This is a genomic window from Pantoea sp. Pa-EAmG, from assembly GCF_030024295.1.
Lineage (GTDB): Bacteria > Pseudomonadota > Gammaproteobacteria > Enterobacterales > Enterobacteriaceae > Pantoea > Pantoea dispersa.
The window spans coordinates 1-14,681 of the sequence record NZ_JASEWO010000009.1; the positions used below are offsets into that span (position 1 = coordinate 1).

Annotated in this window: 13 protein-coding genes and 1 pseudogene; 8 read left to right on the plus strand and 6 right to left on the minus strand. The window is 59.7% G+C overall.

All coding sequences use genetic code 11. The annotated features are described in order from the left end of the window. Together crp and QMM04_RS02455 are read left to right on the plus strand one after the other, a co-directional pair. Positions 1–540 (plus strand): annotated as a pseudogene (gene crp, locus QMM04_RS02450) (cAMP-activated global transcriptional regulator CRP); the annotation flags it as partial. Positions 541–598: 58 nt separating this feature from the next. Next, positions 599–2,674, plus strand: a complete 2,076-nt coding sequence (locus QMM04_RS02455) for a YccS/YhfK family putative transporter (protein ID WP_021507439.1) — start codon at positions 599–601, stop codon at positions 2,672–2,674. Here QMM04_RS02455 and QMM04_RS02460 read toward each other — a convergent pair. The 5 genes from QMM04_RS02460 to ppiA form a co-directional block, all read right to left on the minus strand. Next, positions 2,671–3,888, minus strand: a complete 1,218-nt coding sequence (locus QMM04_RS02460; RefSeq protein WP_058759292.1) for an aspartate aminotransferase family protein — start codon at positions 3,886–3,888, stop codon at positions 2,671–2,673. The genes QMM04_RS02455 and QMM04_RS02460 overlap by 4 nt on opposite strands. A gap of 87 nt (positions 3,889–3,975) precedes the next feature. After that, entirely contained in the window at positions 3,976–4,551 is a 576-nt protein-coding gene (locus QMM04_RS02465; protein WP_088517938.1) for an aminodeoxychorismate synthase component II, read from the minus strand. A 41-nt stretch (positions 4,552–4,592) separates the two neighbouring features. After that, positions 4,593–5,186, minus strand: a complete 594-nt coding sequence (locus QMM04_RS02470) for a putative adenosine monophosphate-protein transferase Fic (RefSeq protein ID WP_125309850.1) — start codon at positions 5,184–5,186, stop codon at positions 4,593–4,595. Then, the gene (locus QMM04_RS02475) at positions 5,176–5,346 is read right to left on the minus strand and encodes a YhfG family protein (protein ID WP_021507436.1); all 171 of its coding nucleotides are present in this window, start codon (positions 5,344–5,346) and stop codon (positions 5,176–5,178) included. The genes QMM04_RS02470 and QMM04_RS02475 overlap by 11 nt, the downstream gene beginning before the upstream one ends. 100 nt (positions 5,347–5,446) lie before the next feature. After that, on the minus strand, positions 5,447–6,019 hold the full coding sequence (ppiA, locus tag QMM04_RS02480) for a peptidylprolyl isomerase A (RefSeq protein ID WP_021507435.1): 573 nt from the start codon (positions 6,017–6,019) through the stop codon (positions 5,447–5,449). Between the two features lie 261 nt (positions 6,020–6,280). Between ppiA and tsgA the strand changes: the two genes are divergently transcribed. After that, positions 6,281–7,459 (plus strand): MFS transporter TsgA, encoded by a 1,179-nt coding sequence (gene tsgA, locus QMM04_RS02485; RefSeq protein ID WP_021507434.1) that lies wholly within the window; start codon positions 6,281–6,283, stop codon positions 7,457–7,459. A gap of 49 nt (positions 7,460–7,508) precedes the next feature. On the opposite strand, the gene QMM04_RS02490 is transcribed toward tsgA, so the two are convergent. Next, a complete protein-coding gene (locus QMM04_RS02490; RefSeq protein ID WP_021507433.1) occupies positions 7,509–8,792 on the minus strand; it encodes a cytosine deaminase in 1,284 nt (427 codons plus the stop codon). 235 nt (positions 8,793–9,027) lie between these two features. On the opposite strand from QMM04_RS02490, the gene nirB reads away from it, so the two are divergent. The 5 genes from nirB to QMM04_RS02515 all read left to right on the plus strand — a co-directional run bounded on the left by nirB (position 9,028) and on the right by QMM04_RS02515 (position 14,655). After that, positions 9,028–11,568 (plus strand): nitrite reductase large subunit NirB, encoded by a 2,541-nt coding sequence (gene nirB, locus QMM04_RS02495; RefSeq protein WP_282995579.1) that lies wholly within the window; start codon positions 9,028–9,030, stop codon positions 11,566–11,568. Beyond that, positions 11,565–11,891, plus strand: a complete 327-nt coding sequence (gene nirD, locus QMM04_RS02500) for a nitrite reductase small subunit NirD (RefSeq protein ID WP_021507431.1) — start codon at positions 11,565–11,567, stop codon at positions 11,889–11,891. The genes nirB and nirD overlap by 4 nt, the downstream gene beginning before the upstream one ends. A 30-nt stretch (positions 11,892–11,921) precedes the next feature. After that, entirely contained in the window at positions 11,922–12,725 is an 804-nt protein-coding gene (gene nirC, locus QMM04_RS02505) for a nitrite transporter NirC (protein WP_058780172.1), read from the plus strand. Between the two features lie 46 nt (positions 12,726–12,771). Beyond that, entirely contained in the window at positions 12,772–14,136 is a 1,365-nt protein-coding gene (cysG, locus tag QMM04_RS02510) for a siroheme synthase CysG (RefSeq protein WP_264441906.1), read from the plus strand. Between the two features lie 72 nt (positions 14,137–14,208). Continuing rightward, entirely contained in the window at positions 14,209–14,655 is a 447-nt protein-coding gene (locus QMM04_RS02515; RefSeq protein ID WP_058759299.1) for a hypothetical protein, read from the plus strand. Positions 14,656–14,681: the final 26 nt, after the last annotated feature.

Genomic DNA, 14,681 nt, shown 5'->3' on the forward strand with positions numbered 1-14,681 from the left:
CATCATGGTGAGCAAGCGGAAACGCTGTACTACATCGTGAAAGGCTCCGTCGCGGTACTGATTAAAGATTAAGAAGGCAAAGAGATGATCCTCTCCTACCTCAATCAGGGGGATTTCATCGGTGAGCTCGGCCTGTTTGAAGAGGGCCAGGAGCGTAGCGCCTGGGTACGTGCGAAAACCGCCTGCGAAGTGGCTGAAATTTCCTACAAAAAATTCCGTCAGCTGATTCAGGTCAATCCGGATATTTTAATGCGCCTGTCGGCGCAGATGGCGCGTCGCCTGCAGGTAACATCTGAAAAAGTCGGCAACCTTGCCTTCCTCGATGTGACCGGCCGTATCGCGCAAACGCTGCTCAACCTGGCGAAACAGCCTGATGCCATGACCCACCCGGACGGTATGCAGATTAAAATCACCCGTCAGGAGATTGGTCAGATCGTGGGCTGCTCACGCGAAACCGTGGGTCGTATCCTGAAAATGCTGGAAGATCAGAACCTGATCTCCGCACACGGCAAAACCATCGTCGTTTACGGCACCCGCTGATTTCTTCTCACCTACGGCGTGATGGCAACATCGCGCCGTTTCTGTTTACGATGAGATGATGTGGCGTCGAATCATCTATCATCCGGAAGTTAACTATGCGCTGCGGCAAACGCTGGTGCTGTGCCTGCCTGTGGCGCTCGGCTGGCTGTTTGGCGATCTGCAAAAAGGGCTGCTGTTCTCCCTGGTGCCGGCCTGCTGCAACATCGCCGGTCTGGATACGCCACATAAGCGGTTCTTCAAACGGCTGATTGTCGGCGGCGCACTGTTCGCCAGCGGCAGTTTTCTGATTCAGTACCTCACGGCTTACGCTGTGCCGCTGCCGCTGATTCTGCTGGTGTTGCCGCTGCTGGTGGGCGTGACCGGTGAAATCAGCCCGCTGCATGGTCGTTTGCTGCCCGGCACGCTGATCGCCGCCATCTTTACCTTAAGCCTCGTCGGCCGTATGCCGATGTGGGTCCCGCCGCTGCTGTATATCGGCGGGACGCTGTGGTACGGGCTGTTTAACTGGTTCTGGTTCTGGCTGTGGAAAGAGCAGCCGATGCGCGAGACCCTCAGCCTGCTGTACCGCGAGCTGGCCGATTACTGCGACGCCAAATACACCCTGCTGACGCAGCTGACCGATCCGGAAAAAGCGCTGCCGCCGCTACTGGCGCGCCAGCAGAAAGCGGTCGATCTGATCACCACCTGCTACCAGCAGATGCATATGCTGTCCGCCAGCCGTGATAACAGCCATAAACGCCTGACGCGCGCTTTCCAGGTCGCGCTCGATCTGCAGGAACATATCTCGGTCAGCCTGCACCAGCCGGAAGAGGTGCAAAAGCTGGTGGAGCAAAGCCACGCCGAGGCGGTGATCCGCTGGAATGCGAAAATCATTTCGGCACGGCTACGCGTGCTGGCCGATGCCATTCTCTATCACCAGCTGCCGGAACGCTTCCACATGGAGAAGCCGCTCGGCGCGCTGGAGAAAATTGCCCGGCAGCACCCGGATAATCCGGTCGGTAATTTCTGCCTCTACCATTTCAGCCGCATTGCGCGCGTGCTGCGCACGCAGAAGCCGCTGTATACCCGCGACCTGATGGCCGATCGCCAGCGACGCCTGCCGCTGTTGCCGGCGCTGCGCAGCTACCTGTCGCTGAAATCTGCCGCGCTGCGGACGGCGGCGCGCTTCGCCGTGATGCTGATGTTCGGCAGCGCGCTGGCGCTGTTCTTCAATATTCCCAAGCCTTACTGGATTCTGATGACCATCATGTTTGTCAGCCAGAACGGCTACAGCGCCACGCGCGTTCGCATTCAGCACCGGGCACTCGGCACCTTCGCCGGCTTGCTGATCGCCGCGGCGTCGCTGCGCTTTGCCGTACCGGAGTCGATTGCCCTGCTGACCATGCTGGTCATCACCCTCGCCAGCTATCTGATCACGCGTAAATATTATGGCTGGTCGATGATTGGCTTTACGGTGACGGCGGTGTATTCGCTGCAGCTACTGTCACTGAATGGCGCGCAGTTCCTGCTGCCACGCATGATGGATACGCTGATGGGCTGCCTGATTGCCTTCGCCGGCATGATCTGGCTATGGCCGCAGTGGCAGAGCGGGCTGCTGCGCAATAACGCGCACGACGCGCTGGAGGCTTATCAGGAGGCGCTGCGCCTGCTGCTCGGTCCGGAGCAGGCGCCGGAGAAGCTGGCGTATCAGCGCGTCAAGGTTAACCAGGCGCACAACGCGCTGTTTAACTCGCTCAACCAGGCGTCTACCGAACCGGGCTTTAACTTCCAGTATCTGAAAGATATGCGCCTGTGGGTGACTCACAGCCAGTTTATCGTCGAGCACATCAACGCCATGACCATTCTGGCGCGCGAGCACACCATGCTGACGCCAAAGCTGGCGGAGCGCTATTTGCAGTCCTGTGAAATTGCGCTGCAGCGCTGTCAGCAGCGGCTGGCTTACGACGGGCCGGGCAACGACAGCAATATTCTGGAAGCGCCGGAGAATCTGAATGAGGGGCCGGTGACGATTGTCGAACAGCATGTGAAGCGCATTCTGCAGCACCTCAATGTGATGCACACCATTTCTTCACTGGCGTGGAGCCAGCGCCCACATCACGGCCGCTGGCTCAGCGTGCTGAAGCCGAAAGGTTAGTTCAGGACTTTCGCGATCGCCCGGGCGAAGCGCGCCATGCCTTCTGCGATATCGGTCGGCTCAATCACCAGCGACGGCACAAAGCGAATCACATCGCTGCCGGCGGTCAGTACCATCAGGCCTTCAGCGGCGGAAGCGTTGAGGATATCGCGCGCTTTGCTGGCGTGCTGCGCGTTGAGTACGGCACCCAGCAGCAGCCCTTTGCCCCGAATTTCACTGAAGATGTCGAACTGCTGATTGATCTTCTGCAGCGCCGAGACAAACTGCTCACGGCGCGCGTCAACACCATTCAGTACCTCGGGCGTATTGATGATATCCAGCGCGGTTTCGGCAATCGCACAGGCCAGCGGGTTGCCGCCGTAGGTGGTGCCATGCACGCCCGGCGCCATCACCGAGGCGATTTCATGGGTGGTCAGCATCGCGCTCACCGGGAAACCGCCGCCCAGCGCTTTAGCGGTGGTGATGATATCTGGCTTGATACCATAGTGTTCGTAAGCAAACAGCTTACCGCTGCGGCCCATGCCGCTCTGCACTTCATCCAGCACCAGCAGCGCGTTGTGCTGATCGCACAGCGCACGCAATCCCTGCATGAATTCCGGCGTTGCCGGCATCACGCCGCCTTCCCCCTGAATCGGCTCCACCACAATCGCGCAAGTGTGGTCGTCAATCACCGCTTTCACCGCGGCCAGATCGTTAAACGGCACATGGACGATATCCGCCGGCTTCGGGCCAAAGCCATCGGAGTATTTCGGCTGACCGCCCACCGAGACGGTGAACAGCGTGCGGCCGTGGAAGGCGTTGTGGAAAGCAATAATTTTGCTTTTGAACGGGCTGTGCTTTTTGCAGGCGTAGTAGCGCGCCAGTTTGAACGCCGCTTCGTTCGCTTCGGCACCGGAGTTACCGAAGAATACCCGCTCGGCGAAGGTCGCCGCGATCAGTTTACTAGCGAGGCGCAGTGCCGGCTCATTGGTGAACACGTTACTGGTGTGCCACAGGGTTTCGCCCTGGCTTTTCAGCGTTTCCACCAGCGCCGGATGACAATGGCCAAGCGCGGTGACCGCGATACCACCAGAGAAATCGATATACTCTTTGCCCTGCTGATCCCACACGCGGCTGCCTTTGCCTTTGACCGGCACAAACTGCGCAGGTGCATAAACAGGCAAAATAACGTTATCGAACGTTTCCCGGCTTACCGCTAGATTTTCCGCTGCCATTGATGACCTCATCGGGTTATTTGTTGAGCTGATGTGAAATTATAATCACAAAATATGCATAAAAAATCATGCAATGGCAAACGGAAGTTACGTATTGAGGAAATTCGCCAGCAGCTGATGTCCCTGCTCACTGAGAATGCTCTCCGGATGGAACTGCACGCCCTCCAGCGGCAGCGTACGATGGCGGAAGCCCATGATCTCATCGGCAACGCCGTCGCGCAGGCTCCAGGCGGTGACTTCAAACTCCGGCGGCAGCGTGTCGCGCGCCACAATCAGCGAGTGATAGCGCGTCACGGTCAGCGGATTATTCAGGTTGCGGAACACGCCCTGGCCGGTGTGCTGCACCGCAGAGGTTTTGCCGTGCATCACCTGGCGCGCGCGCACCACCTGTGCGCCGTAGGCCTGGGCGATGGCCTGATGGCCCAGGCATACCCCGAGAACCGGCAACCGTCCGGCAAAGTGGCGAATGGCTTCGAGCGAAATGCCGGACTGATCCGGCGTACAGGGGCCCGGCGAGATCACCAGATGACTCAGCGGCAGCGCTGTCATCTCTTCCAGCGTCATCGCATCGTTGCGCACCACGCGCACCTGCGCGCCCAGTTCACAAAAGTACTGGTAGAGATTCCAGGTAAAGGAGTCGTAGTTATCAATTAGCAGCAGCATAATGCCCTCAGGCCAGTAAAACCGCCGCTATTCTACGCATTTTAACGCGCCGGACTCACCACTTTCGCAAACTGCGCGTTGAGCGGCGCGAGATCGCCGCCGACGCCGGCGACGATGGCCTTGTGCCAGCTTTCAGGCTCCAGCGTATCCCAGTTCAGCAGATAGCCCGCGTGCAGCGCCAGCTGTTCGAAAAAGATGCGCTGTGCCCGCCCGTTACCGGCACGGAACGGATGCAGGACATAGATTTCACAGTAGTAATGCGCGATGCGTGCCACGAAGGTCTGCGGGTCGAGGTCGCACAGGCCCTCTTCCTCTTCCAGTGCGCTCATCAGCGCATTGCCCTCGTTCTCGATGTACTCGCAGTGGCAATAGGGCGTGTCGTCGCGCCAGATGTCGATGGTACGCAGTTCGCCGGCCCAGCTGTAGATATCCTGAAACAGCGTGCGGTGAATCTGGCGCAGGTGCGGCAGGCCAGGCGTGGCCGGTCCGAGCGCCAGCGTGGCCAGCCGCGCCGCGCTGAATGCCAGCTCGGCTTTACGCAGCTGTGCCACGTCGTGAATTTCCAGCAGGTTTTTCAGCACGTCATCGTTGTGCCACAAGTAGGGATCGCGCACCGCCAGGCTGTTATCCGCCATATTGCCTCCTCAGCGATGCCAGACGATCGTCCGCCTGGGCGCTCTCGACGGCAGGTTCATTCAGCGTATAACCGGCCAGTTTGCAGCTGGCCTGATAATTGGCCGCACGGGTTTGCTGCCACAACGTGATTTTCTGTTTTTCGGTGAGTTTGCTGCTCATAGCGCCTCCGGCAAGCAGGATGTGCCCTAAGTATAAGAGCAAATTTCAGCTTTGCCGGAGCGCGGCAGACGGCGCCACCCAGAGGTGGCGCGCAGAGGGATTAGGGCAGGACTTTCGCGGAAGTGATAACAATCGGTTTTGACGGCACATTCTGGTATGGCCCGACATCTTTGGTCGGCACCTGGGCGATCTTGTCGATCACATCCATGCCTTTCACTACCTTACCAAACACCGCATAGCCGAAGTCGCGCTGGCCATGGTCAAGAAAAGCGTTGTCCGCCACGTTCAGGAAGAACTGGCTGGTGGCACTGTCTTTCTCAGCGGTACGCGCCATGGAAATGGTGCCACGCAGGTTGCGCAGGCCGTTATCCGCTTCGTTTTTGATCGGCGCGTTGGTCTGCTTCTGCTGCATATCCGCCGTGAAGCCGCCGCCCTGAATCATGAAACCCGGGATCACACGATGGAAAATGGTGTTGTTGTAGAAGCCGTTATTCACGTAATCCACAAAGTTTTTTACTGAAACCGGGGCTTTCTGATTATCCAGTTCAAGTTCGATATTGCCCGCAGAGGTGGTGAGCAGCACGTGCGTATCCCCTTTCGCCGCCAGAGCCGAAGCAGATACAGAAGAGAGCGCTAACAGGGCAACCGCCGCTGTCAAAGTACGTTTAAGCATGAAAGATTCCTTACCTTGGAGAGCAAGCTCAAAAACGAGATTGATTGTAAAGAGCATGTAATACAAGAGCCAGCGTTTTACCTATATTTACGCTGATGTTGCTATCGTCATACTTTTCCCGTCGCGCAATCATTTGCGTGACGAAAATCACACTATTAATGAAATATTTCTCGCACGTTTCACTGCTTGTTTATTACGATCACAGATCCATTTACAATTCATGACACTTTTTGCCACGTCGGCGCATCACAGGTTCAGAACATGACAAACCGTAATCGCATTGGCCTTACCTGGATCAGCTTTTTCTCCTATGCGCTCACCGGCGCACTGGTGATCGTTACCGGTATGGTGCTGGATAATATTGCCCAGTATTTCCAGCTGCCCATCTCAGAGATGAGCAACACCTTCACTTTCCTTAACGCCGGTATTCTGGCGGCGGTGTTCCTGAACGCCTGGCTGATGGTGATTGTGCCACTCAAGCGCCAGTTGATCTTTGGCTTTGTGCTGATGATCCTCGCCGTGGCCGGGCTGATGACCAGCCATAACCTCACGGTGTTCTCGCTGTGCATGTTCGTGCTCGGCGTGGTCAGCGGTATCACCATGTCGATCGGCACCTTCCTGATTACCCATCTGTACGATGGTCGCCAGCGCGGTTCCCGTCTGCTGTTTACCGACTCGTTCTTTAGCATGGCCGGCACCATCTTCCCGATTATCGCGGGCATTCTGCTGGCGCGCGCGCTGCCGTGGTACTGGGTTTACGCCTGCATTGGCGTGATCTACGTGGCGATCTTCATCCTGACGCTGATGGTCGAGTTCCCGGTACTGAAGAGCGAAGCCGCGGTGCAGGGCGGCGAAAAAGAGAAGTGGGGCATCGGCGTGCTGTTCCTGTCGATCGCGGCACTGTGCTACATCCTCGGCCAGCTCGGCTTCATCTCCTGGGTACCGGAATACGCCACCAAATCAATGGGCATGGATATCGCCGCCGCCGGTCAGCTGGTCGGTAACTTCTGGACCGCCTATATGGTCGGCATGTGGGCGTTCAGCTTCCTGCTGCGCTTCTTCGACCTGCAACGCATTCTGGTGGTGCTGGCGCTGCTGGCCACCGGCCTGATGTTCTGGTTCGTGAAAACCACCGATGCCAGCATGCTGCACTGGATCATTATGTCGCTTGGCTTCTTCTCCAGCGCCATTTACACCACCATCATCACGCTGGGCTCGCTGCAGACCAAAGCGTCATCGCCGAAGCTGGTGAACTTCATCCTCACCTGCGGCACCGTCGGCACCATGCTGACCTTCGTGGTCACCGGCCCGATCGTGGCGAAAGGCGGTGCCCACGCGGCGCTATCCACCGCGAACGCGCTGTACGCGGTGGTGTTCGTGATGTGTGTGCTGCTCGGCTTTGTCACCAAACATCGCCAGCACGCACACCAGACTGCCTGATCCCCCGAGCGGCGCGAAGCCTCGCGCCGCTATTCCCCTTCCCGCTCCCTTAACGCCGGAACGTCACCGCTTCGCTAGCACCGAGATAAATTTCACTGCTTGCCGGCTGTGTGGCCGCCACCAGCACGCCCTTGCGCAGCGAATAGCGCACCGGCACCTGACGGCGCAGCGCATCGAACCCGTTATCAGCAGGCAAAATAATCAGGCTGGCCGCGTTGCCCACCTGCACGCCATAATCCGCCAGCTGCATAGTTTTCGCACTGTTGTGCGTGATGAGTTGCAGACCGCTGTCGATCTGCTCATAGCCCATCAGCTGACAAACGTGCAGCCCCATGTGCAGCACCTGCAGCATGCTGGCGGTACCGAGCGGATACCAGGGATCGAACACATCATCATGGCCGAAGCAGACGTTGATACCCGCCTCCAGCAACTCTTTCACCCGCGTCACGCCGCGCCGTTTCGGGTAGCTGTCAAAGCGTCCCTGCAGATGAATATTCACCAGCGGATTGGCGACAAAGTTAATCTGCGACAGCTTCAGCAGGCGGAACAGCCGCGAGGTATACGCGTTATTGTACGAATGCATCGCCGTGGTGTGGCTGGCGGTGACGCGCGCGCCCATGCCCTCGCGGTGCGCCAGCGCCGCCACGGTTTCGACAAAGCGTGACTGCTCATCATCAATCTCGTCACAGTGCACGTCCACCAGCCGGTCATAGCGCTGCGCCAGCGCAAACGCCTTGTGCAGCGATTCGACGCCGTATTCGCGAGTAAATTCATAATGCGGGATCGCGCCCACCACGTCAGCACCGAGGCGCAGCGCCTCTTCCAGCAGCGCTTCGCCGTTGGGATAAGAGAGAATGCCTTCCTGCGGAAAGGCCACGATCTGGATATCGATCCACGGCGCCATCTCCGCTTTCACCTCCAGCATCGCGGTTAAGGCGGTCAGCGTGGGATCGGACACATCCACGTGGGTGCGCACGTGCTGAATGCCGTTGGCAATTTGCCACTTCAGCGTCTGCCGCGCGCGCTGCTTCACATCCTCATGGCTAAGCAGCGCCTTGCGTTCAGCCCAGCGCTCAATGCCTTCAAACAGCGTGCCGGACTGATTCCACGCCGGTTCGCCAGCGGTTTGCGTAGTGTCGAGATGAATATGCGGCTCGATAAACGGCGCGCTCGCCAGGCCACCGGCGGCATCCAGCGCATCCGGCTGGGCGGCCGCGTGCGGCGGCTGCGGAATGATGGCGCTGATGTTGCCGTGGCGAATTTCGATCTGCCATAAACCCGGTTGGCCTGCCAGGCGCAGGTTGTTTATCCACTTAAACGCTTGCTGGGTCATATCCTTCTCCGCTGAAAACGCAACATCTTAAGCTAGCACGAAAAACGGCCGCGCCGCTGGCAACTTTTCTGCCGCCATTGGGTAATTTTCAACCAAATAAAAGACTTAGATAAAAACGCGTAAAATCAGCAACATACCTCTAAATGGGTATATAAAGCCGCAGTTGATGTACGTCAATAAGCGCCAGAAACAGCGCGCTAAGGTAGGCGCAGATCCCGCAAATTTTGAGGCAAGCATGAGCAAGCACAGTGTCGTTATTATTGGCAACGGCATGGTTGGCCACCGCTTTATCGAAGAACTAATCGACAAAGCCGCCCCTGAGCAGTTCGCGATAACCGTTTTCTGTGAAGAGCCCCGCGTCGCCTATGATCGCGTCCATCTCTCCGCCTATTTTTCCCACCACACCGCCGAAGAACTCTCACTGGTGCGCGAAGGCTACTACGAAAAGCATCAGGTCAATCTGCTGCTTGGCGAGCGCGCCATTACCCTCAACCGTGAGGAAAAGCTGATTCACTCCAACACCGGTCGTGCGGTGCATTACGACACGCTAATTCTGGCCACCGGTTCTTATCCGTGGATCCCGCCGATCGCCGGCGCGGAGGGCAGCGACTGCTTTGTCTATCGCACCATCGAAGATCTCAACGCGATAGAAGCCTGCGCGCGCCGCAGCAAACGCGGTGCGGTGATTGGCGGCGGTCTGCTCGGACTGGAAGCGGCGGGCGCGCTGAAAAATCTCGGCATTGAAACGCACGTGGTTGAGTTTGCACCGGTGCTGATGGCGGAACAGCTGGATACACAGGGCGGCGAACAGCTGCGGCGTAAGATCGAACAGATGGGCGTGCAGGTCCATACCGGCAAAAATACCCGGCAGATTGTGCATCACGCTAAAGGCGGTAAAACGCTGGCGTTCGCCGATGGCAGCGCGCTCGACGTCGACTTTATCGTGTTCTCCACCGGCATTCGCCCGCAGGATAAGCTGGCGCAACAGTGCGGCCTGGCGCTCGGCCAGCGCGGTGGCGTTGCCATCAACGATCGCTGCCAGACCAGCGATGCGGCGATCTACGCGATTGGGGAATGCGCCGCCTGGCAGGATCGGATTTACGGTCTGGTGGCGCCGGGCTACAAAATGGCGCAGGTCGCCAGCGATGCGCTGGTCGGGCGTGACAGCGTCTTTGCCGGTGCCGATATGAGCGCCAAACTCAAGCTGCTGGGCGTGGACGTCGGCGGCATTGGCGATGCGCACGGCCGCACGCCGGGCGCGCGCAGTTACATCTGGCTCGATGAACAGCAGCACGTGTATAAGCGCCTGATCGTCAGCGAAGACAACAAAACTCTGCTCGGCGCGGTGCTGGTGGGCGACACCAGCGACTACGGCAATCTGCTGCAGCTGGCGCTCAATCACATCGCCTTATCGGAAAACCCGGCGCTGCTGATTCTGCCGGCGGGCAGCGGCGAAAAACCGGCGCTGGGCGTCGATTCGCTGCCGGACAGCGCGCAAATCTGCTCCTGCTTTGACGTCAGCAAAGGCGATATCGTTAACGCGGTGCAGGCGGGTTGCCACACCGTGGCGGCGCTGAAAGCCGAAACCCGCGCCGGTACCGGCTGCGGCGGCTGCATCCCGTTGATTACGCAAGTGCTGAACGCTGAGCTGAGCCGTCAGGGCATCGAAGTCAATCATCACCTGTGCGAGCATTTCGCCTATTCGCGCCAGGAGCTGTATCACCTGATCCGCGTGGAGGAGATCAAGTCGTTTGACGCGCTGCTGGCGAAGTATGGCCAGGGTTACGGCTGTGAAGTGTGTAAACCGACCGTCGGATCGCTGCTGGCCTCCTGCTGGAACGAATACATCCTCAAGCCGCAGCATACGCCGCTGCAGGACAGCAACGATCTCTATCTCGGCAACATCCAGAAAGATGGCACCTACTCGGTGATTCCGCGCACCGCCGGCGGTGAAATCACGCCGCAGGGGCTGATGACGCTGGGCGAAGTGGCGCGGCAGTACAACCTTTACACCAAAATCACCGGTTCACAGCGCATCGGCCTGTTCGGGGCGCAGCGCGATGACCTGCCGGCCATCTGGTCACAGCTGATTGCCGCCGGCTTTGAAACCGGACAGGCTTATGCCAAAGCGCTGCGCATGGCGAAAACCTGCGTCGGCAGCAGCTGGTGCCGCTATGGCGTTGGCGACAGCCTCGGCTTCGGCATTGAGCTGGAAAACCGCTACAAAGGCATCCGCACGCCGCACAAGATGAAGTTTGGCGTCTCTGGCTGTACCCGTGAATGCGCCGAAGCGCAGGGCAAAGATGTCGGCGTCATCGCCACCGAAAAAGGCTGGAACCTGTACGTGTGCGGCAACGGCGGCATGAAACCGCGCCACGCCGATCTGCTGGCGGCTGACCTCGACCGCGACACGCTGCTGCAGTATCTCGACCGCTTCATGATGTTTTACATCCGCACCGGCGACCGCCTGCAGCGCACTTCGCTGTGGCTGGAGAGCATGGACGGCGGCATCGACTATCTGCGCAGCGTGATTATCGACGATCGGCTCGGCCTTAACGCGCAGCTGGAACAGGAGCTGACGCGTCTGCGCGCTGACGTCCGCTGTGAATGGACCGCCACGGTTAACGACCCGCAGCAGCAGGCGCACTTCGCCACGTTTATTAACAGCCCGCAGCGCGACCCGCTGGTGCAGCACGTCAGTGAACGCGAGCAGCATCGCCCGGCGCGTCCGGCGGAGCGCATCGCGATTACCCTGATCGAGGAGGCTGACGCATGAGCCAGTGGTACACCGTGTGTGAACTCACACAAATCCTGCCCGCTACCGGCGTGTGCGCGCTGGTTAACGGTCAGCAGATCGCCATCTTTCGCCCGCGCGACGATGCGCAGCTGTACGCTCTGAGCAACATCGACCCGTTTGCTGAAGCCAGCGTGTTGTCGCGCGGCCTGATCGCCGAACACCAGCACACGCTGTGGGTCGCCAGCCCACTGAAAAAACAGCGTTTTCGCCTGAGTGATGGCGTTTGTCTGGAAGATGAAAGCCGCTCGGTGGCGAGCTATGCGGTGCGCGTCAGCAACGGCCAGGTCGAAGTCTGCGCCTGACAGAATTCCTTCACTTTATGAGACGTCACTATGTTTTCTGACACCCTGAACACCTGCGCCGCCAATGCGGCGCGCATTGTACGCACCGCACAGCACAGCCCGCTGGCCTTCTGGATCGGATCGGCGATGGCCGGCGCTTACGTTGGCCTGGCGATCATCCTGATCTTCACCCTCGGCAACCTGGCGGACCCGGCATATCGTCCACTGCTGATGGGCGCCACCTTCGGTATTGCCCTGACGCTGGTCATCATCGCCGGTTCCGAGCTGTTTACCGGTCATACCATGTTCCTCACCGTGGGCGTCAAAGCCGGCACCATCAGCCACGGCCAGATGTGGTGCGTGCTGCCGCAAACCTGGCTGGGTAACCTGATCGGCTCGGTGTTTGTCGCCCTGCTCTACTACTACGCCGCTGGTGCGCTGCTGCCGAACGCCGGTTCGCTGATCCACAGCGTGGCGCTGGCAAAAACCACGCAGACGGCGATGGCGCTGTTCTTTAAAGGCGCGCTGTGCAACTGGCTGGTGTGTCTGGCGATCTGGATGGCAGTGCGCAGCGAAGGGGCCGCGAAGTTCATCGCTATCTGGTGGTGCCTGCTGGCGTTTATCGCCTCCGGTTACGAGCACTCCATCGCCAACATGACGGTATTTGCGCTGTCGTGGTTTGGCCAGCACAGCGCCGACCTGACGCTGAGCGGCATCGGCCACAACCTGCTGTGGGTGACGCTCGGCAATATGTTCTCTGGCATGGTGCTGATGGGCCTCGGCTACTGGTATGCCACGCCGCAGGCGCAGCGCCCGCAGACGCAAGCCCAGGCTTCGCCGCTGAAATCGGTATAATCCCTTCCACAGCCCGCACCGTGCGGGCTTTTTTTCAGGATTCGCTATGGATTACTTTCCGCTGTTTTGTCGGCTGCAAGGCAAGCGTTGTTTACTGGTTGGCGCAGGCGATGTGGCTGAACGCAAAGCGCGTTTGCTGCTGGAGGCCGGCGCAGAGCTGTACGTCGGCGCGCGGGATTTTTCCCCGGCATTTCAGCTGTGGGCTCAACAGGGAAAAGTGACGTTACTGCACGGCGCCTTTGCCGATGACTGGCTGGATGAATGCTGGCTGGCGATTGCGGCCACCAATGATGATGCCGTCAATCAGCAGGTGGCTGACGCCGCCGAACAGCGCCGCCTCTTCTGTAACCTGGTGGATGCGCCACAGCAGGCCAGCGCCATTATGCCGTCGATCATCGACCGCTCGCCGCTGATGATCGCCGTCTCTTCCGGTGGCCGCGCGCCGGTGCTGGCGCGTCTGCTACGCGAGAAGCTGGAGGCGATGCTGCCCCAGCATCTCGGCGAACTGGCTGCGCTGGCGGGCTCACTGCGCGAGCGCGTGAAGCAGCATTTTAGCGCCATGGCGCCACGCCGCGCCTTCTGGGAGCGCTTCTTTGCCAGCGATCGGCTGGCCCAAACGCTGGCCAACGGCGATCGGGCACGCGCTGCCGCACAGGTCGATGCCTTGTTTGCGGCGCCGCTGACGCAGCAGGGCGAAGTCGTGCTGGTCGGCGCCGGGCCGGGCGATGCCGGTCTGCTGACGCTAAAAGGGTTGCAGGCTATCCAGCAGGCTGATGTGGTGGTGTATGACCGGCTGGTGTCGGAGCCGATCCTTAATCTGGTGCGGCGCGATGCCGAACGCCTCTTCGTGGGTAAACAGGCGGGCCATCACTGCGTGCCGCAGGAACAAATCAACCAGCTGCTGCTGGAGCAGGCGCAGCGCGGCAAGCGTGTGGTGCGCCTCAAAGGCGGCGATCCCTTTATTTTTGGCCGCGGCGGCGAAGAGCTGGAGGTGCTGGCGCAGCATAACATCCCGTTCAGCGTGGTGCCGGGCATCACCGCCGCCTCCGGCTGTGCCGCCTACAGCGGTATTCCCCTCACCCACCGCGACCATGCCCAGAGCGTGCGCTTCGTCACCGGCCATCTGCAGCAGCACGGCGAAATGGAGTGGGGCAAACTGGCGGCGGAGCAGCAGACGCTGGTGTTTTATATGGGCCTCAGCCAGGCGGCCGACATTCAGCAGCAGCTGTTACGGCACGGGATGGACGCAGCGATGCCGGTGGCTATCGTGCAGCACGGCACCACGCCGCAGCAGCGCGTCGCCTGCGCCACGCTGCAGGAGCTGGCGACGCTGGCACAGCAGTTTGCCAGTCCGGCGCTGATCATTGTGGGCCGCGTGGTCAGCCTGCGCACGCAGCTGCGCTGGTTCTGATGCGGTAAAATACTGTACAGCACTGCGCTTTGCCGCCAGACTGAGCAGCCAAATCAATCACAAGGAGTTTCCATGCGCATTATTTCTCTGGCCGCGGCGCTGCTGATGCCGCTGAGCGTGGCGGTGAGTGCCGCCCCGGTGACGTGGTCAACGGTCACGGGCGAATGGCAGGTGGTTGCCGTGACGCCGAAAAAGGAGAACGGCCAGATTTACATCAAAAACGATCCGCAGTTTATGGGCGCGCGCGTGGCGTTTAAACCCAATGCGATCAGCTGGACGCGCGGCACTGCCGAACGCGGCATCAATCCGGCGACCGACAATTGCCAGGGAAAACCGCGCCTGAGCGCCGCCAGCGGGGCCGGACAGGATCGTGATTTCAGCTTTCGCTATGGCTTCAACGTGCATTGTGGCAATCAGGCGTGGGGACCGGCACCGGGCGCGGTACTGAGCGTGCTGGCCGACGGCAATGCGCGGCTATTCTGGGATGGCGCAGAGCTGACGCTGCATCGGGTGAAGTAAAGCCTGCGGGGCGCGTTGTGCTGCGC

Excerpts from the sequence above, each read along its gene's own strand:
- QMM04_RS02475 (WP_021507436.1), bottom strand. The coding sequence starts at position 5,346 with ATGAGCAGCAAACTCACCGAAAAACAGAAAATCACGTTGTGGCAGCAA.
- QMM04_RS02490 (WP_021507433.1), bottom strand. The coding sequence starts at position 8,792 with ATGACCCAGCAAGCGTTTAAGTGGATAAACAACCTGCGCCTGGCAGGC.
- QMM04_RS02465 (WP_088517938.1), bottom strand. The coding sequence starts at position 4,551 with ATGCTGCTGCTAATTGATAACTACGACTCCTTTACCTGGAATCTCTAC.
- QMM04_RS02515 (WP_058759299.1), top strand. The coding sequence starts at position 14,209 with ATGCGCATTATTTCTCTGGCCGCGGCGCTGCTGATGCCGCTGAGCGTG.
- nirB (WP_282995579.1), top strand. The coding sequence starts at position 9,028 with ATGAGCAAGCACAGTGTCGTTATTATTGGCAACGGCATGGTTGGCCAC.
- tsgA (WP_021507434.1), top strand. The coding sequence starts at position 6,281 with ATGACAAACCGTAATCGCATTGGCCTTACCTGGATCAGCTTTTTCTCC.
- QMM04_RS02455 (WP_021507439.1), top strand. The coding sequence starts at position 599 with ATGTGGCGTCGAATCATCTATCATCCGGAAGTTAACTATGCGCTGCGG.
- nirC (WP_058780172.1), top strand. The coding sequence starts at position 11,922 with ATGTTTTCTGACACCCTGAACACCTGCGCCGCCAATGCGGCGCGCATT.
- QMM04_RS02470 (WP_125309850.1), bottom strand. The coding sequence starts at position 5,186 with ATGGCGGATAACAGCCTGGCGGTGCGCGATCCCTACTTGTGGCACAAC.
- QMM04_RS02460 (WP_058759292.1), bottom strand. The coding sequence starts at position 3,888 with ATGGCAGCGGAAAATCTAGCGGTAAGCCGGGAAACGTTCGATAACGTT.
- ppiA (WP_021507435.1), bottom strand. The coding sequence starts at position 6,019 with ATGCTTAAACGTACTTTGACAGCGGCGGTTGCCCTGTTAGCGCTCTCT.
- nirD (WP_021507431.1), top strand. The coding sequence starts at position 11,565 with ATGAGCCAGTGGTACACCGTGTGTGAACTCACACAAATCCTGCCCGCT.
- cysG (WP_264441906.1), top strand. The coding sequence starts at position 12,772 with ATGGATTACTTTCCGCTGTTTTGTCGGCTGCAAGGCAAGCGTTGTTTA.